This window comes from Microbacterium sulfonylureivorans (assembly GCF_003999995.1).
Lineage (GTDB): Bacteria > Actinomycetota > Actinomycetes > Actinomycetales > Microbacteriaceae > Microbacterium > Microbacterium sulfonylureivorans.
The window spans coordinates 468,161-491,199 of sequence record NZ_RJAD01000001.1; the positions used below are offsets into that span (position 1 = coordinate 468,161).

At 70.5% G+C, this 23,039-nt stretch carries 22 protein-coding genes; 13 read left to right on the plus strand and 9 right to left on the minus strand.

Annotated features, from left to right (window positions below; genetic code table 11):
* Positions 1-2: 2 nt before the first annotated feature.
* The 6 genes from EER34_RS02160 (at position 3) to EER34_RS02185 (ending at position 7,651) form a co-directional block, all read left to right on the plus strand.
* The gene (locus EER34_RS02160) at positions 3-1,538 is read left to right on the plus strand and encodes a PucR family transcriptional regulator (protein ID WP_127472934.1); all 1,536 of its coding nucleotides are present in this window, start codon (positions 3-5) and stop codon (positions 1,536-1,538) included.
* 150 nt (positions 1,539-1,688) lie between these two features.
* Positions 1,689-3,080 carry an NAD(P)/FAD-dependent oxidoreductase gene (locus EER34_RS02165; protein ID WP_127472935.1) on the plus strand — a complete coding sequence of 464 codons (1,392 nt, stop codon included), beginning with the start codon at positions 1,689-1,691 and terminating at the stop codon, positions 3,078-3,080.
* 227 nt (positions 3,081-3,307) lie between these two features.
* Entirely contained in the window at positions 3,308-4,606 is a 1,299-nt protein-coding gene (locus tag EER34_RS02170) for a sugar ABC transporter substrate-binding protein (RefSeq protein ID WP_127472936.1), read from the plus strand.
* A 9-nt stretch (positions 4,607-4,615) separates the two neighbouring features.
* The gene (locus EER34_RS02175; RefSeq protein WP_127472937.1) at positions 4,616-5,536 is read left to right on the plus strand and encodes a carbohydrate ABC transporter permease; all 921 of its coding nucleotides are present in this window, start codon (positions 4,616-4,618) and stop codon (positions 5,534-5,536) included.
* Position 5,537: 1 nt separating this feature from the next.
* Positions 5,538-6,437, plus strand: a complete 900-nt coding sequence (locus EER34_RS02180; protein WP_127472938.1) for a carbohydrate ABC transporter permease — start codon at positions 5,538-5,540, stop codon at positions 6,435-6,437.
* A gap of 53 nt (positions 6,438-6,490) precedes the next feature.
* Entirely contained in the window at positions 6,491-7,651 is a 1,161-nt protein-coding gene (locus EER34_RS02185) for a glycoside hydrolase family 1 protein (protein ID WP_127474241.1), read from the plus strand.
* Positions 7,652-7,793: 142 nt separating this feature from the next.
* Here the strand turns inward: EER34_RS02185 and EER34_RS02190 are convergent, their stop codons facing one another.
* From EER34_RS02190 to EER34_RS02200, 3 genes are all read right to left on the minus strand, one after another.
* On the minus strand, positions 7,794-8,447 hold the full coding sequence (locus EER34_RS02190) for a TetR/AcrR family transcriptional regulator (RefSeq protein ID WP_240642074.1): 654 nt from the start codon (positions 8,445-8,447) through the stop codon (positions 7,794-7,796).
* Positions 8,444-9,994, minus strand: coding sequence for a glucoamylase family protein (locus EER34_RS02195; protein ID WP_127472940.1), 1,551 nt, complete (start codon positions 9,992-9,994; stop codon positions 8,444-8,446). Before EER34_RS02195 ends, EER34_RS02190 begins: the two co-directional genes overlap by 4 nt.
* A gap of 173 nt (positions 9,995-10,167) precedes the next feature.
* Positions 10,168-11,646: an XRE family transcriptional regulator gene (locus EER34_RS02200; RefSeq protein WP_127472941.1), complete on the minus strand. Its 1,479-nt coding sequence runs from the start codon at positions 11,644-11,646 to the stop codon at positions 10,168-10,170.
* Positions 11,647-11,878: 232 nt separating this feature from the next.
* On the opposite strand from EER34_RS02200, the gene aceB reads away from it, so the two are divergent.
* A complete protein-coding gene (aceB, locus tag EER34_RS02205; protein WP_127474242.1) occupies positions 11,879-13,519 on the plus strand; it encodes a malate synthase A in 1,641 nt (546 codons plus the stop codon).
* A gap of 111 nt (positions 13,520-13,630) precedes the next feature.
* Positions 13,631-15,226: an isocitrate lyase gene (locus EER34_RS02210; RefSeq protein WP_127472942.1), complete on the plus strand. Its 1,596-nt coding sequence runs from the start codon at positions 13,631-13,633 to the stop codon at positions 15,224-15,226.
* A gap of 132 nt (positions 15,227-15,358) precedes the next feature.
* Here EER34_RS02210 and EER34_RS02215 read toward each other — a convergent pair whose 3' ends face one another.
* Positions 15,359-15,685, minus strand: coding sequence for a hypothetical protein (locus tag EER34_RS02215; RefSeq protein ID WP_127472943.1), 327 nt, complete (start codon positions 15,683-15,685; stop codon positions 15,359-15,361).
* Between the two features lie 120 nt (positions 15,686-15,805).
* Between EER34_RS02215 and EER34_RS02220 the strand changes: the two genes are divergently transcribed.
* The 5 genes from EER34_RS02220 to EER34_RS17375 all read left to right on the plus strand — a co-directional run bounded on the left by EER34_RS02220 (position 15,806) and on the right by EER34_RS17375 (position 19,325).
* Complete coding sequence (locus EER34_RS02220) at positions 15,806-17,005, plus strand: pyridoxal phosphate-dependent aminotransferase (protein WP_127472944.1); 1,200 nt, start codon at positions 15,806-15,808, stop codon at positions 17,003-17,005.
* Between the two features lie 89 nt (positions 17,006-17,094).
* Positions 17,095-17,469 carry a YciI family protein gene (locus tag EER34_RS02225; RefSeq protein WP_127472945.1) on the plus strand — a complete coding sequence of 125 codons (375 nt, stop codon included), beginning with the start codon at positions 17,095-17,097 and terminating at the stop codon, positions 17,467-17,469.
* Complete coding sequence (locus EER34_RS02230) at positions 17,466-17,819, plus strand: YciI family protein (RefSeq protein WP_127472946.1); 354 nt, start codon at positions 17,466-17,468, stop codon at positions 17,817-17,819. Before EER34_RS02225 ends, EER34_RS02230 begins: the two co-directional genes overlap by 4 nt.
* Before the next feature lie 17 nt (positions 17,820-17,836).
* Complete coding sequence (locus EER34_RS02235; protein ID WP_240642075.1) at positions 17,837-19,096, plus strand: RNA polymerase sigma factor; 1,260 nt, start codon at positions 17,837-17,839, stop codon at positions 19,094-19,096.
* 91 nt (positions 19,097-19,187) lie between these two features.
* Positions 19,188-19,325 carry a hypothetical protein gene (locus tag EER34_RS17375; protein WP_164743419.1) on the plus strand — a complete coding sequence of 46 codons (138 nt, stop codon included), beginning with the start codon at positions 19,188-19,190 and terminating at the stop codon, positions 19,323-19,325.
* On the opposite strand, the gene EER34_RS02240 is transcribed toward EER34_RS17375, so the two are convergent.
* Genes EER34_RS02240 through EER34_RS02260 form a run of 5 tightly spaced genes read right to left on the minus strand, consistent with a single transcriptional unit; the run spans position 19,322 to position 23,000 of the window.
* Complete coding sequence (locus EER34_RS02240) at positions 19,322-20,458, minus strand: UDP-N-acetylmuramate dehydrogenase (protein WP_127472947.1); 1,137 nt, start codon at positions 20,456-20,458, stop codon at positions 19,322-19,324. The two genes, EER34_RS17375 and EER34_RS02240, sit on opposite strands and share 4 nt — an antisense overlap.
* A complete protein-coding gene (locus EER34_RS02245; RefSeq protein WP_127472948.1) occupies positions 20,455-20,868 on the minus strand; it encodes a MaoC/PaaZ C-terminal domain-containing protein in 414 nt (137 codons plus the stop codon). Before EER34_RS02245 ends, EER34_RS02240 begins: the two co-directional genes overlap by 4 nt.
* Positions 20,865-21,314, minus strand: coding sequence for an FAS1-like dehydratase domain-containing protein (locus EER34_RS02250; protein ID WP_127472949.1), 450 nt, complete (start codon positions 21,312-21,314; stop codon positions 20,865-20,867). The genes EER34_RS02245 and EER34_RS02250 overlap by 4 nt, the downstream gene beginning before the upstream one ends.
* A gap of 9 nt (positions 21,315-21,323) precedes the next feature.
* Positions 21,324-22,145: a sulfite exporter TauE/SafE family protein gene (locus tag EER34_RS02255; RefSeq protein ID WP_127472950.1), complete on the minus strand. Its 822-nt coding sequence runs from the start codon at positions 22,143-22,145 to the stop codon at positions 21,324-21,326.
* A 3-nt stretch (positions 22,146-22,148) separates the two neighbouring features.
* A complete protein-coding gene (locus tag EER34_RS02260) occupies positions 22,149-23,000 on the minus strand; it encodes a DUF2510 domain-containing protein (RefSeq protein WP_127472951.1) in 852 nt (283 codons plus the stop codon).
* Positions 23,001-23,039: the final 39 nt, after the last annotated feature.

The window sequence follows — 23,039 nt, forward strand, 5'->3', positions numbered from 1 at the left end:
TCATGAACGCCGCAGTCGACGCCCCCACCCTTCGTGCGCTGCTCACCCGCGCCGACCTGCGGCTCACCCTCGCCGAAGACGACGCACTCGAGCCGGGAGCACTCGACCGGGCCGTGCGCTGGGTGCACAGCTCCGACCTCGCCGACCCCACGCCGTTCCTCTCGGAGGGGCTGGTGCTGCTGACGACCGGCACGCAGTTCCAGGACGACCCCGACGACGCCGGGTCGTATCGCGCCTACGTCCGCCGCCTCGCCGCCCGCGGAGTGGTCGGGCTCGGGTTCGGCACGGAGGTCGTCCGCGCCGGACTCCCCCCGGCACTCGCCGAGGCCTGCCGTGACGAGCGGATGCCGCTGTTCGAGGTCCCCTACCGCACGCCGTTCATCGCCGTGGCGCGCGCCAACGCGGAGGCGATCGCGGCTCAGACCTACGCCCGGCGCAGCTGGGCCCTGGCCGCGCAGCGCGCGATCGCCCTCGCCGCGCTCCGCCCCGACGGGCTCGGCGCCACCGTGGCAGAGCTCGCGCGTCAGCTCGACACGTGGGTCGGCATGTACGACGCCGCGGGCGAGCTCTCGCGGGAGCATCCGGTCGACGGGCTCGACCCCGCGACTGCGGCGGCGCTCGGCCGAGAGGTCACCGGCGTCCTCAACCGTGGGGCGCGCGCCGGGTCGTCCCTGCGCATCGCCGACACGCCCTTCAGCCTGCAGACGCTCGGTCGTGGCGGGCACCTGCGCGGTGTGATCGCGATGGCGGCGGGCGACCTCGACCAGGAGGGGCGCGGGGTCGTCACCGCCGTGATCGCCATGGCCGGTCTCGCACTGGAGCAGCAGCAGGGACTCAGCCGGGCACGCGGCGCGCTCCGGGCGGGACTCGTGCACGCGCTGCTCACCGACGATCCCGCCCTCGCACGTCGCATCGCCCGCGAGCTGTGGGGGCCGCTCCCGGCCGCACCCGTCGAGGTGGCGGTGACGGATGCCGCGGCCTCCCGCATCGACGCCATCGCCGAGCTGCTCGAGCTCCGGGTCGACGAGCGCCGGGGCTCGCTGTTCTTCGGACGTGGCGACGACGGCCTGGTGATCGTCGTCCCCGTCGGCGAGCGCGGACCGGTCGACGAGGTCGCCGAGCGGTTCGGGGTGCGGATCGGAGTGTCGGACCCGACCGGGTACGACGGGTTCGCAGCCGCCGTCGGCCAGGCGCGCGTTGCCCGCGATCGCGGCACCGGCCCGGTCACGGCTTTCGCCGAGGTGGCGCGGTCGGGCGTGCTCTCGGCGCTCTCCGACGAGGCCCGCTCGCTCGCCCGGGCCGAGCTCGCGCCGCTGTCCGCTCACGATGCCGCCGAGGGCACGCACCTCGTGGAGACCCTGCAGGCGTGGCTCGACAACGACTGCTCGCACGAGGCATCCGCTCGCGCGCTCGGCGTGCACCGGCACACCGTGCGGACCCGCCTCGCGCTCGTCGAGCGGGTGCTCGGCCGCGACCTCTCGTCGTTCGCGATCCGCGCCGAGCTGTGGGCCGCGCTGCGCGCCCTCGACCCCGCCTGATCCCCCCTCACCCCCCGCGGTTTGTGTGGAGAAGAGCGCGGTTCGCGCTCCGGGTGAGCGGAACGTACTCCACACAAACGGCCGAGGGCGGAGGGGAAACGAGACGGATCGGCGTGTCGGCGGCGAAGCGGGCCACGGGAGGATGGGCGCATGACGCAGTCGCAGGTTCCCAACGGAGACGTCTCGTGGTGGTGGCGGCAGCTGGGCGGGACGCCCGCTCCCCGGGCGGCGCTCGACGGCGACCTCGACGTCGACGTCGCGATCGTCGGTGGCGGCTACACGGGCCTGTGGACGGCGTACTACCTGCTGCGCGAGCAGCCCGATCTCCGGGTCGCCGTGCTCGAGCAGCGCTTCTGCGGCTTCGGCGCGTCCGGCCGCAACGGCGGATGGCTGACGAACACGGTCACCGGCGGCCGCGACCGGTACGCGGCATCCCACGGCCGCGACGCGGCGATCGCGCAGCAGCGCGCGCTCAACGAGACCGTGGACGAGGTCATCGCCGTCGCCGCACGCGAGGGCATCGAAGCCGACATCGTCCGGGGCGGCGAGTTCGGGGTCGCCCGCACGCCGTCGCAGCTCGCCCGCCTGCGGGCGTCCGCCGCCGACGAGAGGTCCTGGCCGCACACCGACGTGGAGGAGCTGGATGCCTCGGCCGCGGCATCCCGCATCGCCGTCGACGGCGTGCTCGGCGGCGTGTGGCATCCGCACTGCGCCCGGGTGCACCCGGCCAAGCTCGTCGCGGGTCTCGCCGTCGCCGTCGAGCGGGCAGGCGCCACGATCCACGCGCAGACGCGCGTGACCGAGATCGCGCCAGGCCGGGCCGTCACGGAGCGCGGGGTCGTGCGGGCGACGCACGTGCTGCGCGCGACGGAGGGCTTCACCGCCGACCTCCGCGGCGAGCACCGCACGTGGCTCCCGATGAACTCGTCGATGATCGTCACCGATCCCCTGCCCGCCGCGGCCTGGGCGTCGATCGGATGGGAGGGTCGCGAGACCCTCGGCGACTTCGCCCACGTGTACATGTACGCGCAGCGCACGGCCGACGACCGCATCGCGTTCGGCGGCCGCGGCGTGCCCTACCGCTACGCCTCGCACGTCGACAGCGACGGCACGACCCAGGAGCGCACGATCGCCTCGCTCACACGCCTGCTGCGCGAGTTCTTCCCCGCAGCCGCCGACGTTCCGATCGCACACGCGTGGGCGGGAGTGCTGGGGGTACCGCGCGACTGGGCGGCGACCGTGGTCCACGACCCCGCGACCGGGCTCGGCTGGGCCGGCGGGTACGTCGGCACCGGCGTCACGGCGACGAACCTCGCCGGCCGCACGCTCGCCGACCTGGTGCTCGACCGCGACACCGACCGGACGCGCCTGCCGTGGGTCGGTCACCGCGCGAAGCGGTGGGAGGTCGAGCCGCTGCGGTGGCTGGCCGTGAACGCGATCTACACCGCGTATCGCGCGGCCGACCGCGCCGAGGCATCCGGGTCCTCGGAGCGCACCGCCTGGCCCGCGCACGTCGCCGACTTCGTCGCCGGCCGCCACTGAGACCCCTGCGCAGACGCGGCGCCTAGCACGATCGCGTGCCATGGTCGAGGCGGTTCCGCGCGCGGTCGCGCGCCGTCACCGTGGACCATGAGGCCATTCTCATTCGCTAATACCTTTCATGTGTCAGGTTTTTAGGATACGGTTCTCACAGGGCGCTTCCCCGGCGCCCTCACAGCCGAGGCAAGGCCGCCGCGCTGGCGGCGACGACCAATGGAGGCGTCAGACCCATGAATCGAACTCTCACACGCAGAAGCTCCCGCTGGGCGGCAGCCGGCGCGGTCGCACTCGTCGGCACGCTCGTGCTCGCCGGCTGCGGCCGCACCGACGGCGGCGGATCGGCCGGCCCCGAGGCCGGCGACTCCGTCGACGACTCCCCCGCCACCGGCACCGTCGACGTCTGGGCGATGGGCAACGAGGGCGAGGTCCTCGGTGAACTCGCCGCGCAGTTCGAGGAGGAGAACCCCGACGTCACGATCAACGTCACTGCCGTTCCGTGGGAGAGCGCGCACGACCGCATCGCCACCGCGATCGCGGGCGGCGAGACACCCGACATCTCGATGCTCGGCACCACGTGGGTCGGCGAGTTCGCCGCCACGGGCGCGTTCGAGCCCACCCCGGAGGGGCTCGTGGACGAGTCCTCCTTCTTCGAGGGCTCGTGGGACACCACGATCGTGGACGAGGTCGCGTACGGCGTGCCGTGGTACGTCGACACGCGCGTGCTCTACTACCGCACCGACCTCGCCGAGGCGGCGGGCGTCGAGCCGCCCGCGACGTGGGACGAGCTGAAGACCTTCACCGAGGGACTGCAGACCGCCGGCGCGAAGTGGGGGCTCTCGCTGCCCCCGGGCGGCTTCGACTCCTGGCAGAACGTCACGCCGCTGGCATGGCAGCAGGGCGGTGAGATCCTCAACGAAGACGGCACCGAGTTCACCCTCGACAGCCCCGAGTGGCAGGAGGCGTTCGCGTACTACGCCAGCTTCTTCGAAGAGGGCATCTCCGAGCCCGTCCGCCTCGAGGGCGGCGAGATCGAGCAGAAGTTCATCAACGGCGAGGTGGGCGCGTTCTACAGCGGTCCGTACCACGTGAGCCTTCTGCTCGACCAGGGCGGCGAGGAATTCGCCGACAAGTTCGGCGTCGCGATGGTCCCCGGCGAGGAGAGCCGCACGAGCTTCACCGGCGGTGGCAACCTCGCCGTGTTCGAGGACACCGAGAACCGCGACGCCTCGTGGAAGTTCGTGCGCTGGCTGAGCCAGCCCGAGACGCAGGTGCAGTGGTACGACATCTCGACCGACCTCCCCTCCGTGCAGTCGGCGTGGGACGACCCGGTGTTCTCCGACGACCCGTACCTCAGCGTCTTCGGCGAGCAGCTGCAGGACTCGAAGGCACCGCCCGCGATCCCGACCTGGGCACAGGTGTCCGCCGTCATCGACCAGGAGCTCGAAAAGGTCACCCGCGGCGACGCGACGGTCGACGAGGCCCTCGAGTCGGTCCAGCAGCAGGCCACATCGATCGGCACCGGCCAGTAGGCCCGAGCCATGACCGCCCTTGCGACATCGGTCCCGCCGCGCGCCCGCGCGTCGCGGCGGGACCGCCGCATGACCCTCACGGCGTGGCTGTTCGCCACCCCGTTCGTGATCCTCTTCGCCGTGTTCATGGCGGGGCCGATCGTCGCCTCGTTCGCGATGAGCTTCACCGACCTGACCACCCGTGATCTGGAGACGCCGTTCAACGTCGACATCGTCGGATTCGACAACTACATCCGTCTGTTCCAGGATCCCCGGTTCACCCGATCGCTCATCAACACGTTCACCTTCACGCTCGTGGGCGTGCCGCTGACGATGGCGCTCGCGCTGCTCGTGGCCCTCGCGCTCGACAAGGGCATCCACCGCTTCCGCACCGTGTACCGCGTCGGGTACTACGCGCCCGTGGTCACCAGCATCGTGGCGATCGCGATCGTCTGGCGCTTCATCCTCCAGCCCGACGGGCTTCTGAACGGCTTCCTGGCCTGGTTCGGCATCCAGGGTCCCAACTGGCTCGAGTCGACGACGTGGGCCCTCCCGTCGCTCATCATGATGGCGGTGTGGCGCAACATCGGCACCCTGATGGTCATCTTCCTCGCGGGTCTGCAGAGCGTGCCGCGCGAGCACCACGAGGCCGCGATGGTGGACGGCGCCAACGTCTTCCAGCGCTTCCGCGCGATCACGATTCCGGCACTGCGCCCCACGATCCTGTTCGCCGCGGTCATCACCGGAATCGGGTTCCTGCAGTTCTTCGAGGAGCCCTACGTCATGACCCAGGGCGGCCCGCTCGACGCGACACTGTCGACGGCGATGTACACCTACGACCAGTTCGGGTTCGGCAACTACGCCTACGCGTCGGCGGCGAGCTACGTGCTCTTCATCGTGATCGTCGCGCTCGCTCTCATCCAGTTCCGCCTGCTCGGCCGGAAGGACTGACATGTCCACACTCACCCAGGTTCCCGAGGCCCCGGAGGCCTCCGCATTCGTGCCGCAGAAGTCGCGCGGCCGTCGCAGCAGCCTGCGCGGGCGCCCGCGCTGGTGGCTCTACGTCGTGCTGACCCTCGGCCTGGTCGCGATGGTCATGCCGTTCATCTGGATGATCCTCGGCTCGTTCAAGACGAACGCGGAGATCCGCCAGTACCCGACGAACTTCTGGCCGATCGACCCGACGACCGAGAACTACGAGGCGCTGTTCGTCCGACTCGACTTCGCGACGTTCTTCCTCAACAGCATCGTGGTGGCCGTGTTCGTCACCCTCGGCAACATCGTCTTCTGCTCGATGGTCGGCTACGCCCTGGCGAAGCTGCAGTTCCGCGGCAAGAAGGCGCTGTTCGCCCTGGTGCTCGGCACTCTCATGGTCCCGGGCGTCGTCACCTTCGTGCCGCTGTTCGTGCTCACCGCGAACCTCGGTCTGGTGAACTCGTACCCCGGCCTCATCCTGCCCTTCCTCATCACGCCGGTCGGCGTGTTCCTGATGCGGCAGTTCATCATGGGGCTCCCCGACGAGCTCATCGAGGCGGCGCGCATCGACGGAGCCAGCGAGTGGCGCATCTTCCTGCGCGTCATCATGCCGCTGTGCGGCCCGGCTATCGCGACGCTGACGATCCTCACGTTCCTCGGCAGCTGGAACAACTTCCTGTGGCCGCTCGTCGTGGCCACGACCGAGAACATGTACACCCTGCCGGTGGCGCTCGCGCTGTACTCGGTGGGCCAGAACGCGGCGCAGTACGGCCTCATGATGGCGGGCGCCGTCGTCGTGGTCGTGCCGGTGCTGGTGGTGTTCGTCTGCCTGCAGCGCTACTTCGTCCAGGGCATCTCCCTGACGGGAATCAAGTGACCCGGGCGGATGCCGAGGCATCCGCTCTCCTCAACGAAAGGACCATCCGCACGATGGACTTCCCCGAAGGCTTCCTGTGGGGCGCGTCGACCGCGGCGCACCAGATCGAGGGCGGCAACGTCAACTCGGACTGGTGGCAGCGCGAGTGGGGTCATCTCCCCGGCGCCCCCGTCGAGTCACCGTCCGGCGACGCGGCCGACAGCTACCACCGCTATCCGGAGGACATGGCGCTGCTCGCCGGGGCCGGCCTCGACACGTACCGGTTCAGCATCGAGTGGGCCCGGATCGAGCCGGAGGACGGCTGGATCTCGCGAGCCGCCATCGACCACTACCGGCGCATGGTGGCGACCGCGCAGGATCTCGGTCTTCGCCCGATGATCACGCTCCATCACTTCACGAATCCGGTCTGGTTCGCCCGCGAAGGCGGCTGGCACTCGGATGCCGCGGCCACCCGCTTCGCGCGGTACGTCGAGGCGGCGCAGCCCGTGCTCGACGGCGTCGATCTGGTGTGCACGATCAACGAGCCGAACATGGTGTCGGTGCTCGCCGATCCCGAGGTCGGATTCCCGTCGATCGGGCTGCCGCCCGGCGTGCCCGAGGTCACCGACCGCCTCGTCGACGCGCACAAGCGCGCGGTGGAGATCGTCCGCGGCACCGGCGCTCAGGCGGGATGGTCGGTGGCGACGCAGGCCTACCAGCCGGTCGCCGGCGCCGAGGAGATCGCCGCCGAGTACGGCCGCTCTCGCGAGGACGACTTCCTCGACGCGGCGCAGGGCGACGACTGGGTGGGCGTGCAGGCCTACACGCGCACACGCATCGGACCGGACGGTCCGCTGCCCATCGCAGACGATGCCGAGCGCACCCTCACCGGCTGGGAGTACTTCCCGCCCGCGGTCGGCGACGGCATCCGCAACGCGTGGGCTCGCGCCGCGGTGCCCGTCTACGTGACGGAGAACGGCATGGCGACCGCCGACGACGCGCGCCGCATCGACTACACCCGCGGCGCGCTCGAGGCTGTGCGCGCGTGCATCGACGACGGCGTGGACGTACGCGGCTACCTCCACTGGAGCGCCCTCGACAACTACGAGTGGGGCAGCTACCGGCCCACGTTCGGGCTCATCGCCTGGGACCGCGAGACCTTCGAGCGCCACCCCAAGCCCAGCCTCACGTGGCTCGGCGAGGTCGCGCGCGCGAACGCCCTCCTCGAGCGCTGAGCCGCGCGGGCCCTCTACCCCGAGCGCACACACGGCTTGAGCGGGCGCACGTGACTGCGCCGCTCGAGCCGTGTGCCGCCGGCGAAGGGATGTGCTCTCGCGGGCAGAGGGCTGGACGGCGCAGGGCCGCCGGCAGGACGGGTCAGGTTGCGGGAGGCAGAAGGTAGCCGCGCACGAACTCGGCGAACAGCGCGTTCATGTCGACGCTGTCGTCGAGGAGCCACTGCTGCTGGATGCCGTCCATCACCGCGCTGATGAGGCGTGCGGCGAGCGCGGGGTCGATGTCGGATCGCACCTCGCCGTCGGCCTGCGCCGCGACGAGGATCGGCGTCGAGCGCTCGGCGCTCTCGCGGTACCGGCGCGAGAACTCGTCGTGGGCGGGATGCTCGGAGTCCGTCGCCTCCGCGGAGACCGTCGCGTACAGCGAGGTGAGGCCGCGGGAGTCCTGGTTGTACGCCACGACCTTGACCGCCTGCTGGATGAGCGTGTGCTCGGAGGGATCGCCCGCGGCAGCCCGGATCTTCTCGTCACGCTGGCGGAGCACCTCGGTGAAGAGCTCCTCCTTGTTGGCGAAGTGGTGCATGAGGCCGGTCGGGGTGAGGCCGACGCGCTTCGCGATCTCGCGCAGCGATCCGCTGTGGAAGCCGCTCCGGCCGAACACGACCAGCGCCTCGTCGACGATCTGCTGCCGGCGGGCCAGGCCCTTGGCGTAGCTGCCCCGCGGGGCGCGCACGGCGCGGACCGGGGCATCCGAATCGGGTGTCCCGGTCGCGTTCTCGGAGGCTTCGCTGCTCACTCGCGCGCTTTCCATTCGGAGCTGAAGACCTGTGCGGCCATCGCGGGGCGCAGGCGCTTCTCCATCTCCTTGTCGACGAAGTACCGCTTCAGCGTATCGCCGGTGAGGTCGTTGCCGATCGCGGCCATGATCATCGACTGGTCGAGCGAGAGGTAGCGCTCGGCGACGGTGCCGCTGCCGACCGCGACCGAGTCGTAGAAGCCGCCGGGGCCGTAAGCGCCCAGGTCGTCCTCGAGATGCGCGAGGTTCGCCATCACGCCCCTGCGATCGTAGGGCAGCGCGAGGAAGGCCGCGTGCGGGGTCACGACGCCGTCGCCGAACCCCGGATCGGGGGCGGTCCCCTCGGTGCAGCCGGGACGGTCGATGTCGACGTCGGTCTTCTCGTGGTCGGAGGGGTAGCCGTCGGAGCGCATGCCGGCGAGGTCGACGCCGTATTCGGCGTAGCCGCCGAACGGGTCGCTCGCGGGCGAGAAGCCCCAGGCACCGTAGCCCGCGTCGACGAGGCCGTGATGCTTCTGGACCGCGACCGTGATGGGGTGGTTCAGACGCCACGACTTCGCGCCCCACTTCGTCTCGGGCACGAGGAGATCGGGCATGAGGGACTCGAACATGCTGCCGCCCCAGCTGGGCACGAAGCTCATGCCGGCGTAGGTGTAGACGCCTTCCCACACGTCGAAGCCCTGGTAGGTGCGGGTGGTGCCGGTGGGGAGCTGCTCCTGCCACGCCCAGTCGCAGCCCGGGGGCATCGTGCGGTGTGTTCCGTAGAGCGCGGTCGCGGGGATCTGCCCGTTCGCGATGCCGAGGTAGGTCGCGATGCGGCTCTCGCTCACGGTCGTGTCGTAGTGGTGGCAGGTGTAGAACGCCTCTTCGCCCGAGCCGTTGTACATGGGGGCGGCGACGCTGCAGCCGGGAGGCGCGACCTCCCAGAACCCGCCCCGGTTCGTGCCGGCGGGCAGGCCTGGTGCGCCCTCGGGGTTGAAGAACGCGCCGAAGTCCATCGAGTCGTAGAGCGCGTCGGCCTGCCCGGCGAGGCTCGGCTCCGCCTCGCGGACGATGCGCAGGGATGCCGCGAGCCACCCGTTGTCGACGGTGCTGAGGAACGGGTGCACGACGTCGCCGGAATCCGGCCAGATCGTCAGCTTCGCCCCCGTGGCCGGGTCGTACCAGTTGTAGTACATGCCGCTGGCGTCATTGCGCTCGAGCGTCTCGAGGGTGTCGAGCGTCGTCGCCATCCGGTCACGGGCATCGGACTTCGAGATGATGCCGAGGTCGCGTGCTGTGACCGTGGACCACAGGTACCCGCCGATGTTCGTCGGGGATGTGTAGTCCGCGGGGGTCGCGAGGTCGCCGGTGATGTTGTCGGACGGGAGGCCGGTGACCGCGTCGGTCATGGCGTCGAGCGACGCCCAGGTGTCGTGTGCGTAGCGCTCCAGGCTCTCGGTCCCCGGCCTGCCGTCTCCGCCGCCGGCCGCCGTCGCCGGCCCGGCGAAGGCCAGTCCTGCGGCGACCAGTCCCGCCGCCGCTGCCGTGCTCACCCATCGCTTCATCGCGCGCTCCTCATCGAAAGCGGCTCCGTCGGGCGGAACCGTCGGTCCGCAAAACCTAACAGTTGAAAGGTATTAGGGGAACCCCCGACGTCCGCTCTCTCACACGCCTCTCACACGCCTCTCACCGCGACGAACCCACCCCCTGTCGCCGAGAGCGGGCCGGCACGGCGGCGTCAGCGGGGAGCGTGCGCCTCGAGGAACTCGTAGACGTCTGTCGTGTCCACTCCGGGGAACGCACCGGTCGGCAGCGTGGCGAGCAGCGTGCGCGGCGTGCGGACGTTCGGCCACGAGTTCTCGCGCCACGACGCCTCCAGCTCAGCGGGCGCCCGCCGGCAGCAGGCCTCGACCGAGTGCTTCGAGACGCCCCGGTTCGAGGTGTCGCGACCGAGGAACCAGCGAGTGTCGTCGAATCGCACCCCCACGCTCACCGAGTGCGCACCCTCGCTCGACTGCTCGACTCGAGCCGTGCACCAGTACGTGCCGTTGCCGGTGTCGGTGTACTGGTAGTACGGGTTGAAGTGGTCGTCGACGTCGAAGACGACGCGCGAGGTCCACTTGCGGCAGCACATCTGCCCCTCGATCGAGCCGAGACGATCGGTCGGGAAGTTGACGTCGTCGTTCTCGTACGCCTTCGTGATGGTCCCCGACTCGTGCACCTTCAGGAAGTGCACCGGGATGCCGAGATGCACGGTCGCCAGATTGGTGAAGCGGTGCGCCGCCGTCTCGTAGGAGACCGAGTAGGCGTCGCGGAGATCTTCGATCGAGATCGCGCGATCCTTCTTCGCCTCCTGCAGGAACGGCACGACGTGCGCCTCGGGAATGAGCAGAGCCCCGGTGAGGTAGTTGGTCTCCACCCGCTGGCGGAGGAACTCCGCGTACGAGGTCGGCTCGCGGTGCCCGAGGATGCGGCTCGACAGCGCCTGCAGCACCGCGGTTCGCGGGTCGCCTTTGGCAGTCAGGCGACTCGACAGGTACAGGCGGCCGTTCTTGATGTCGGCGACACTCCGGGTGGTCTGCGGCAGGTCGGGCACGTAGTGCAGCGTGAACCCGAGGTGCGCGGCGATGTCGGACGCCGTCCGCTGCGTCAGCGGACCGCCGGGGTGGTCGACCGCTTCGAGCAGCGCCCGAGCCTGCTCCTCGAGGTCGGCGAAGTAGTTGCTCTGGGTGCGCATGAGCCGGCGCAGCGCGACGTTGGCGCGGCGGGCCTCCTCGGGCGTCGCCGCTCGCTCGTCGCGCAGCCGCTCGATCTCGGACTGCAGCGCCAGCATCGCCTTGAGCGCCTCGCTGGGCACGGTCTTCCCGATCCGGAACGGCGGGATGCCGAGGGCCTGGAACGTCTGCCCGCGCATCGCCCGCTCGAGAGAGATCTCGAGCGTGGCCCGCTCGTCGAGCGGCTCCGACTCGAGGATCGCGTCGAGCGACGAGCCGAGCGCCCGGGCGATCGCCTGCAGCAGCGTGAGCTTCGGCTCGCGGCGTCCGTTCTCGATCATCGACAGCTGGCTGGGCGCGCGGTCCACGGCGGAGGCGAGCTCTTCGAGCGTCATGCCGCGCTCGGTGCGCAGCTGCCGGATGCGGCGGCCGATGGTGAGGGAGTCCACATCCTCATCGTCGGGGACTTCTGCCCGCGGATCGCGGGTGAACGACGTTGTCATGCACCGATTCTCTCACGAAAGCAGAAATAGCCGAAAACTTCACACGCCGAATCGTGGGGTGAGCCCCCGAACTTCACCGCAGAGTGGTCTCACGCCACACCGACGGTTGATCCAGAACGCGGATCACGGGATGCCCCGACCCGGCGCACACGCCGGGTGGAGGCATCCCTCCATCTCTCACTGCACTCGTTCACAGGAAGACAGGGACATGACACCTGCAACCGCCACGCCGATGCGCACGCGCACCGGCCCCATCCCCACCCAGATCCACGAGCCGTCGATCGAAGTCGCCGGCCGCATGGGTCCCCGGTACGACGAGATCCTGACGCCCGAGGCCATCGCGTTCCTCACCGAGCTGCACCAGCGGTTCGGAGCGCGCCGGCACGACCGACTCGCCGACCGCATGCGACGCCGTTTCGAGATCGGCAACGGGCACGACCCGCAGTTCCGCGGCGACACCCGGCACATCCGCGAGGACTCCGAGTGGCGGGTCGCCGGCGCCGGTCCCGGGCTCGAGGACCGCCGCGTCGAGATCACGGGTCCGACCGATCCGAAGATGACGATCAACGCGCTGAACTCCGGCGCGAAGGTGTGGCTCGCCGACCAGGAGGACGCCACCAGCCCCACCTGGAAGAACGTCGTCGAGGGCCAGCTGAGCCTGCGTGACGCGATCCGCGGCGAGCTGGAGTTCACCAGCCCCGAGGGCAAGCGCTACGAGGTCACCGCGACCGAGACCCCGACCATCGTGATGCGTCCGCGCGGGTGGCACCTGCCCGAGCAGCACATCCGGTTCACGGACCGCACCGGCCGCACGATGGCCGCGTCGGGCTCGCTGGTGGACTTCGGTCTGTACTTCTTCCACAACGCGCAGCGGCTGATCGCGAACGGCCGGGGCCCGTACTTCTACATCGCCAAGCTCGAGTCGAGCGAAGAGGCGAAGCTGTGGGACGACGTCTTCACGTACAGCGAGCGGTACGTCGGCATCCCGCACGGCACGATCCGGGCGACCGTCCTGATCGAGACGCTGCCGGCGGCGTTCGAGATGGAGGAGATCCTCTTCGAGCTGCGCGACCACATCGCGGGCCTGAACGCGGGCCGCTGGGACTACATCTTCTCGATCATCAAGAACTACCGTGGCCGGGGCGCCCGCTTCGTGCTCCCGGACCGCAGCGAAGTGACCATGACGGTGCCCTTCATGCGGGCCTACACCGAGCTGCTCGTGCAGACGTGCCACAAGCGCGGAGCCTTCGCGATCGGCGGCATGAGCGCGTTCATCCCGAACCGCCGTGACCCCGAGGTGACGGCGACGGCGTTCGAGAAGGTCGCCGCCGACAAGAAGCGCGAGGCCGGCGACGGGTTCGACGGCACCTGGGTGGCCCACCCCGACCTCATCCCGGTGGCTCGGGCCGAGTTCGACGCGGTGCTCGGCGAGCGGCCGAACCAGCTCGATCGCCAGCGCCCCGAGGTCGATGTGAAGGCTGCCGACCTGATCGACGTGCACATCGGGCGGCCGGTCACGGCAGTCGGCGTGCACGCGAACGTCTCGGTGGCGATCCGGTACCTCGAGGCATGGCTGCGGGGACTGGGCGCGGTCGCCATCGACAACCTCATGGAGGATGCCGCCACCGCCGAGATCTCGCGCTCGCAGGTGTGGCAGTGGATCCACCAGGACCGCACCACCGACGACGGCACCCCGATCACCCGCGACTACGTCGAGGGTCTGATCACCCGGGTGCTCGGCGAGGTCGAGCGACGCGACGGCGACCGGTACGAGGACGCCGCCGAGATCTTCCGCGAGGTCGCGCTCGGCCAGGAGTTCCCGGCATTCCTGACGCTGCCGGCCTACTCGCGCTTCCTCATCGAGACCGAGTGACGCGCTGTCCGTGTCCCGATTTCCACGCCATACGACCGCTCGGGCGGTGGAAATCGGGACACGAAGACAAGTTTTCGGGACACGAACACCACACCGAGAGAAGGAATTGACATGACTGCGTACCACGACGACATCGAGGCCATCCGGATGCTCAAGGAGCGGCACGGCTCGAGCTGGGATGCCATCGACCCCGAGTCCGCCGCCCGCATGCGGGCCCAGAACCGCTTCCGGACGGGGCTGGAGATCGCCCAGTACACGGCCGACATCATGCGCCGCGACATGGCCGAGTACGACGCCGACTCGTCGGTCTACACCCAGTCGCTCGGGGTCTGGCACGGCTTCATCGGGCAGCAGAAGCTCATCTCGATCAAGAAGCATCTGAAGACCACGAACAAGCGCTACCTCTACCTGTCGGGGTGGATGGTCGCCGCGCTCCGTTCGGAGTTCGGCCCGCTTCCCGACCAGTCGATGCACGAGAAGACCTCGGTGCCGTCGCTCATCGAGGAGCTCTACACCTTCCTCCGCCAGGCCGACGCCCGCGAACTCGATCTGCTCTTCACGCGGCTGGACGAGGCGCGCGTCGCCGGCGACGAGACCGCCGTCGAGTTCATCCAGTCGCAGATCGACACCCACGAGACCCACGTCGTGCCGATCATCGCCGACATCGACGCGGGCTTCGGCAACCCCGAGGCCACCTATCTCCTCGCGAAGAAGATGATCGAGGCGGGCGCATGCGCCATCCAGATCGAGAACCAGGTGTCCGATGAGAAGCAGTGCGGTCACCAGGACGGCAAGGTCACCGTCCCGCACGAGGACTTCATCGCGAAGCTCACCGCGGTCCGGTACGCGTTCCTCGAGCTCGGCATCGACAACGGCATCATCGTCGCCCGCACCGACTCGCTCGGCGCCGGGCTCACGCAGAAGCTCGCCGTCACGCACCGGCCGGGCGACCTCGGCGACCGGTACAACTCCTTCCTCGACGTCGAGGAGATCTCCGAGGACGATCTGGGCAACGGCGACGTCGTCATCAAGCGCGACGGCAGGCTGCTGCGCCCGAAGCGTCTCGCCAGCAACCTGTACCAGTTCCGCCCGGGGACCGGTGAGGAGCGGGTCGTGCTCGACTGCATCACGTCGCTGCGCAACGGCGCCGACCTGCTGTGGATCGAGACGGAGAAGCCGCACGTGGAGCAGATCGCCGGCATGGTCGACGCGATCCGCGAGGAGATCCCGAACGCGAAGCTCGTCTACAACAACAGCCCGTCGTTCAACTGGACGCTCAGCTTCCGCCAGCAGGCGTACGACGCGCTCGCGGAGCAGGGCAGGGACGTCTCGGCCTACGACCGCGGCGATCTGATGAGCGTCGAGTACGACGACACGGAGCTGGCGCAGCTGGCCGACGAGAAGATCCGCACGTTCCAGCGTGACGGTGCGGCCCGCGCAGGGATCTTCCACCACCTCATCACGCTTCCGACCTACCACACCGCTGCGCTGTCGACCGACGACCTCGCCAAGGGCTACTTCGGCGACGAGGGCATGCTCGCCTACGTGAAGGGTGTCCAGCGCCGGGAGATCCGCGAGGGCATCGCGACGGTCAAGCATCAGAACATGGCGGGAAGCGACATCGGCGACAACCACAAGGAGTACTTCGCCGGCGATGCGGCGCTCAAGGCGGGCGGCCAGCACAACACGATGAACCAGTTCAGCTGAGTCCGCTCTGAAGACGACGGATGCCTCGGACCGCGCGGTCCGAGGCATCCGTCGTCTCTCGTCCGATGAGCGGCAGCGGTCGGGCAGACGCCGTGCACGAGTGCGGCTCCCCCACCCGTCGGTTCGCCCGGGTCAGACCTGCGGAGCCTCGACGCGGGCGCGCGGGGCGAGCGCCTCCGCCTCCTCGGCCCGCATGAGCCGCTGGCCCCGGATGCCTCCCGCGAGCGCCCATGCGAGCAGCCACGCCCCGGACCCGATGGTCAGGAGCGCCGCGATACGCAGCGACGCATCGGTGTCGAGCAGAGCGGCCAGGCTCATCAGCGAGACGACGCCGCCGAGCACCGCGCCCGCCGCGCCGATCCTCGTGAGAACGCATCCGCGCGCGAGCCACCACGCGATCCCCCCTGCCATCACAAGGACGATCGCGAGCGCCACCGCTCCCCAGACCCATGCACCCACGGATCACACCGTACCGGCCGGCCAGCCTGAGCGGCAGTCCCCTCTCCCGCATGCGGAGTGTCGCGCCCCGCCACGCAATCCGGACGGTGCGCGGCGCGCTCGCGGACTACGCTCGAAGACGTGACAGAACGCGCCCCGCTCTCCCGCAAGCTCTCCGCCATCGCCGAGTCCGCGACCCTCAAGGTCGATGCCAAGGCGAAGGCGCTGCAGGCCGCCGGCCGCCCCGTGATCTCGTACGCGGCGGGCGAGCCCGACTTCGCGACGCCGCAGTTCATCGTGGATGCCGCCGCCGAGGCCCTGAAGGACCCGGCCAACTTCCGCTACACGCCCGCCGCCGGGCTCCCTGTGCTGCGCGAGGCGATCGCGGCCAAGACCCTCCGGGACTCCGGCCTCGAGGTCGACCCGTCGCAGGTCATCGTCACCAACGGCGGGAAGCAGGCGGTGTACCAGGCCTTCCAGGCGGTCGTGAACCCCGGCGACGAGGTGCTGCTGCCCGCGCCCTACTGGACGACCTACCCCGAGGCCATCGCGCTCGCCGACGGCGTTCCCGTCGAGGTGTTCGCGGGTGCCGACCAGGACTACAAGGTGACCGTCGACCAGCTCGAGGCCGCCCGCACCGACAGGACGACCGCGCTCGTCTTCGTGTCGCCTTCGAACCCGACGGGCGCCGTCTACACGCCCGAAGAGACCCGCGCGATCGGCGAGTGGGCCGTCGAGCACGGCATCTGGATCATCTCGGACGAGATCTACCAGAACCTCGTCTACGAAGGCGTCCGCGCCGTCTCGATCGTCGAGGCGGTTCCGGATGCCGCAGCCCAGACGATCCTCGTCAACGGCGTCGCCAAGACCTACGCGATGACCGGCTGGCGCCTCGGGTGGATGGTCGGCCCGAAGGACGCGATCAAGATCGCCGCGAACCTCCAGTCGCACCTGTCGAGCAACGTCAACAACATCGCCCAGCGCGCGGCCCTCGCGGCGCTGTCGGGGTCGCAGCACGAGGCCGAGCAGTTCCGGCTGGCATTCGACCGTCGCCGGAAGCTCATCGTGTCGGAGCTGTCGAAGATCGGCGGCGTGACGGTGCCGAACCCGCTCGGAGCCTTCTACGTCTACCCCGACGTGCGGGGTCTGCTCGGACGCGAGTGGCGCGGCAAGACCCCGGCCACCTCGCTCGAACTCGCCGACCTCATCCTCGAAGAGGCCGAGGTCGCCGTGGTGCCCGGCGAGGCGTTCGGCCCGAGCGGCTACCTCCGCCTGTCGTATGCGCTCGGCGACGACGCCCTGCTCGAGGGCGTGCAGCGCCTGCAGCGGCTCTTCGCCTAGGCATCCGGCGCCGCCTGTCCGGCGGTGTCGAAAACGGGTTCCCCCGTTCGTCGTCCTCACATAGCGTGACAACGAGAAGGGAACGCGCGATGAGATTTCTGCTTCTGGTGTGGGTGGATGCCGCGGCCGAGGCCGCAGAGCTCCCTCAGGGTGCGATCGGCGCCTGGATCGACGACGTACAGGGGCGGGGCATCCGACTCGTCGGCGGTCCGCTCGCGCCGACCGCAGCCTCCACCGTGGTTCGCGAGCGCGGGGGCGAGGTGCTGGTCACCGACGGGCCGCTCGCGGAGGCCCGCGAGTGGATCGGCGGGTTCGACGTCCTCGAGTGCGACACCGTCGACGACGCGCTGCGCGCGGCGCGGCGGCATCCGATGGTCGGACTCGGATCGATCGAGCTGCGCCCCATCGGCCACCTCGGCGTGCCGGGCGAAGACCGCATCATCGCCGCGGCGGTGTCGTCGTGAAGTACCTGATGTTCGTGGTGCACGATCCGGCCGGCGAGCCCTACGATCCCGACGGCGACAACCTCGACGAGTGGGAGGCCGAGATGGGCGCCCGCGGCGTGGTCGGTCCCGAGGGCGATCGGCTCAGGCCTCCGGAAGACGCGACCACCGTGCGGGTGCGCGGCGGCGCCGTCGTCGTCAGCGACGGCCCGTACCTCGAGGCGAAGGAGTGGGTCGGCGGCTTCGACATCCTCGACTGCCGCGACCTCGACGAGGCGATCGAGATCGCGTCGAAGCATCCGATGGCCCGATTCGGACTGGTCGAGCTGCGTCCGTTCTGGCCGCTGCGCGCGGAGGAGGAGGCGGTCTGACCGTCGACGAGGCGCTGGTGCGCGTCCACCGCGAGGAGTGGACGCGCATCGTCTCGACCCTCATCCGCCTCACCGGCGACTGGAGCCTCGCCGAGGACTCCGCCCAGGACGCGTTCGAGAAGGCCGCACGGACCTGGCCTCACGACGGCATCCCGTCGAAGCCCGGTGCGTGGATCACGACCGTCGCCCGCAACGCGGCCCTCGACCGCATCCGCCGGGCATCCACCGAGACCCGCAAGCTGCAGGAGGTGGGGGTGATGGACGAGCTGACCGGCGGCGCGTTCGCGTCCGACGTGGCCGACCTCGTCGCCCGAACGTGGGACGAGCAGTCCGACGACCGGCTGCGGCTGCTGTTCACATGCGCGCACCCGGCGCTGCCGATGGACTCGCGGGTCGCGCTCACCCTGCGCACGGTCGCGGGCCTCGCGACGGCCGAGATCGCCCGGGCGTTCCTCGTGCCGGAGACGACCATGGCCCAGCGCCTGGTCCGGGCGAAGCGTCGCATCCGCGGAGCCGGCATCCCGTTCCGGGTGCCCTCCGTCGACGAGCTGCCCGACCGGCTCGATGGGGTTCTGGCCGTGCTCTACCTCGTCTTCTCGGAGGGGTATGCCGCCACGTCGGGCGACGGGCTGCTTCGCGTCGACCTGTGCGACGAGGCGATCCGCCTGACCCGCCTGACACTCGAGCTCGTGCCCCCGTCCGTCCAGGACGAAGGGCGCGCACTCCTGGCCCTCATGCTGCTGCATCACTCCCGCCGCACCGTCCGCATCGGCGTGGACGGCGGCCTGGCCACGCTCGAGACGCAGGATCGCACCGGGTGGGACCGTCCCGCGATCGCCGAGGCCGTGATGCTGCTCGGCGCCGACCACCGGGTGCGCGGCGCCTACCGGGTGCAGGCCGAGATCGCCTCGGCGCACGCGACCGCCCCGGCGCCGGATGCGACGGACTGGGCGCGCATCGCCCGCCTGTACTCCGAGCTCGAGGAGTTCTCGGCCTCGCCCGTCGTCGCACTCAACCGCGCGATCGCCGTGGGGTTCGCCGTCTCCCTCCAGGCGGGCCTCGCCCTCCTCGGCGAGCTCGAGGCGGACGGAGCCCTCACGGGCCACCATCTGCTCCCGGCGGCGCAGGCCGATCTGCTCCGGCGTCTGGGGCGAGCGGATGACGCGGCCGACCGCTACCGCGCCGCCATCGCACTCGCACCGACCGCACCGGAGAGGCGCTACCTCGAGCGACGGCTGCGCGAGATCGACCGCGGACACACCTCGCGTCAGCCGTGACCTCCCCGATTCGGACGTCGGGTCCGCCGGTAGGTCGATCCGTGCCGCTTCCGTTCGTCGTCAGAGATGAGACGAACGGAAGGAGACGCCCATGCGTCCCAGCCTGTCGACGGCCGCCCAGGTGGCCGCCGCCTTCGCCAACCTGAGCCCGAACCATCGCGACCTGCTCCTCGACCAGGAGCGCGACCTCGACGACGAGTCGGGAGCGCGGGACGGCGCCGCGGGCTAAAGCTCGACGTTGACGAGCACGGGCTCGGGCTGCAGCACCAGGCCGAACTCGGCCTGCACGCGACCCTGGATGTACCGGGCGAGCTCGGCGAGCTCGGCGGCGGTCGCCGACCCGCGGTTCGTGAGCGCGAGCGCGTGCTTCGAAGACAGCGCCGCACGGGAGCGGGGCAGCTTGAAGCCCTTCCTCAGACCGCTGTGCTCGATGAGCCAGGCGGCGCTCACCTTCACGTCGGACTCGACCGCCGCAGCGGGCGGCACGTAGCCGTCGAAGGCGGCCAGCGGGATGATGAGCACCGGGTCGAGGTCGGGGGCGACGGGCCATCGGGGGCACTCGGCGGGGAGGGTGCGCGCGAACGAGGCCGAGACGATCGCGTTCTGGAAGAACGATCCGGCGCTGTACGTGTCGGGGTCGGCGTCGTCGAGGACCATGCCCTTGCGGGCGCGCGTGCTCAGCACGTGATCGCGCACCCACGCGACCGAGACCGCCTCGCCCGGAGCGAGACCGAGCGCCGTGCGCAGCTGGTCGCCCGCGATCGGGCGCTCGTCGTGACCGACCTCGGCGAGCTCGAGGGTGACCGACAGGATGACCGCGCGGCGGGCGGGCGCGGACCCGTAGTGGTGCTTGAGCACCGACGTGCGGAAGCCGAGGCCGAGCTCGGACGCCGGAACGGTCGAGACCTCTCCCGTGCGCTCGTCGATCAGCTCGACCTCGACGAGCGTCTGGACGATCTCCTGACCGTACGCCCCGATGTTCTGCACGGGAGCCGCGCCGACCGTCCCCGGGATGCCCGACATCGCCTCGATGCCGGCCAGCCCCTCCGACACGGCGTGGCCGACGAGGGCGTCCCAGTCGTGGCCCGCCTGCACGCGCAGGCGCGCGAAGCCCGGCCGCGGCGACGGCAGCCGCTCGATCCCCTGCGTGCGGATCCGGACGACCGTGCCGTCGAACGGCTCGTCTCCGACGAACAGATTCGACCCGCCGCCGAGCACGAGCCACGGCTCGTCGTCGGCCCAGACGCCTCGGAGCACCGCGACGAGCTCGTCCGATGTGGACGCTTCGAGCAGGCGGGTCGGCGCGCCGCCGGTGCGCAGCGTCGTCAGCCGTGCGAGCGGGACGGGGGTGACTTCGGTCATGCGGTCCGGACGCGCACCTGCGCCTTGCCCAGGACGGTGGTGTCGGCGTGGGTCACTGTGAGGTCGATGCGCGCCGCACCGTCTTCGACCACGCCGACCTTCGCGACGATCGTCACGACGGCCCCGGCCTCGGGGTCGACCACGACCGGGCGCGTGAAGCGGACGCCGTACTCGACGATGCGACCCGCGTCGCCGAGCCAGGGGACGATCGTCTCGACGGCCAGGCCCATGGTGAGCATCCCATGCGCGAGGACACCGGGCAGGCCGACGGCGGCTGCGACGTCGTCGCGGTAGTGGATGGGGTTGAAGTCACCGGATGCCCCGGCATACCGCACGAGGGACTCCCGGGTGAGGTGGACCGACCGCTCGGCGACGACGTCGCCGACGATCAGGGCGTCGAGCGCGCTCATTCGCCTGCCTCCCCGACGAGGAGGACCGACGTCGCCGTGACGACATGGCCGCCCTCGGCATCCCGGATCTCGGCATCGCTGGTGACCATCGCGTTGCCTCCGAGTGTGCGGATGCCGGTCACGGACAGGCGAGCGGTCAGCTCGTCGCCCGCGATGATCGGCCGGGTGTAGCGGAACCGCTGCTCGGCGTGCAGGACGTTCTGCAGAACGATGCCCGAGTCCGGCTCGGCCAGGAGCTGCTGCAGCGTGAGGTCCTGCACGACCATCGCGAAGGTCGGCGGGGCCACCACGTCGGCATAGCCGAGCGCCTGGGCGGCGGCGGGGTCGGAGTGCTGCGGGTCGGTGGCGAACACGGCGCGGGCGAACTCGCGCACCTTCTCGCGACCGACGAGGTAGGGGGCCGTCGGGGGAAATTCCCGGCCGACGATCTCGGGGTTCACTGGCACCAGGCCATCCTACCGAGCAGGCCCCGGCGGGTCGGGTCGGCGGCTGCGGCCGCGGATCGCGCGGACGGCCATCTGGACGGCGATCACGACGAGGAAGGCCGCGAACAGGATGTTGCCGGCCTGCGGGTCGACGACCGTCGCGATCCAGGCACCGGCCGCCGTCGTCGTGCACGCCGCCACTCCGACGAGCGCCGCGGCGAAGAGGTCGACGTTGCCTCGTCGGACGTTGCCGATCGTGCCCGAGACCGCGGTGGGGATCATCATCAGGAGGGACGTGCCCTTCGCGATCAGGTCGCTCGTGCCGAAGAGCACCATGAGCGACGGCACGACGATGATGCCGCCGCCCACGCCGATGAGGCCCGCGACGATGCCCGTCACCACCCCCAGGGCCACCAGCCCCACGCCGGTCGCGACCGTCAGCTCGAGCACGGCGTCGCGCGAGGGAACGACGATGAAGAGGCTCACGATCACGACCACGAGGAAACCGACGAACGCCCACCGGAGGATCGTGAGCGACAGGCGCGGGAGCAGCCAGGTGCCGATCTGCGCCCCGACGACCGCACCCGCGGCGAGGAGGAGGGCCGGGATCCACGCGACAGAGCCGTGGAGCGCGTACGACACGACGCCCACCGTCGCGGTCGGCACGATCGCCGCCAGCGACGTGCCGGCGGCGAGTCGCTGATCGAATCCGAGTGCGAGCACGAGAAGCGGGACGATGACGGTCCCGCCGCCGACTCCGAAGAGGCCCGAGAGCAGTCCTGCGACGAGACCGATCCCGATGCAGGTGAGGACGAAGCGCGCATCCCTCTCGCGCGCGGTGGAACCGGGCACAGGTCAGTTCGTGATGTCGTCGATGCTGTCGATCACCCAGCCGCCGTCGAGCGGAACGACGACGTACGTGTACTCGAGCTCCTCCGGCTGCGGCGGGTCCAGCGGGTTCCCGTCTTCGTCGAAGAGCGCGCCGTAGGTCTCCGCGGTCGAGACGACGATGGAGTCGCCTTCGACGCCGATGTCGGTCACGGTCACGTCGTAGTCCTCGACACTCGCCGCGAACTCGGAGGCGGTCGACGTGAACGCCTCGCAGTCGGGGAGCTGGGACACCTCGCGGAACGACTCCGTGGTGGAGGCGACGTACGCATCGCAGTCCACGTCCTGCCACGCGTCGTCGTAGAGCTCGACCGCGGCGACGGCGGCCTCCTGGTCGGCGCCGGACGGCTCGACCGCGGACTGCGACGATCCGCTGGTCAGGCTGAGGAAGATCAGCGGGATCACGACGGCTGCGGCGATGACGATGCCGAGCATCACGACGCCGAGCACGACCCACAGGATCCACAGGTTCGACGTGCGCGGCTCGGTGGCCGCGGTGAACGCGCCGGCCGGGGCATCCGTCCCCGGGTAGCCGCCCGGATACGCACCCTGCGGGTGGTCGAGGTGGGTGGCGGCCGCAGGGTACTCCGGTGCGCCGGCCGCGGGCGGGACGCCGAACCCCAGAGCGGTGGCCGCATCGACCTCGGCGGCGACCTGGGCGGTCTCGGCGTCCGACGCGGCGAGGATGTCGGCCTCGGTGGGTGCCGACTCGTCGGTCTCGGCGTCGGGGGTCGCGACGTGCTCCGTCCACTGCGAGCCGTCCCACCACCGCAGGCCGCCGTGTCCGTCGTCGTACCAGCCGGGGGGTGTCGTCGCCATGGTCAAACCCTATCCCCCGACCCCCGGGACGGCTGCGGA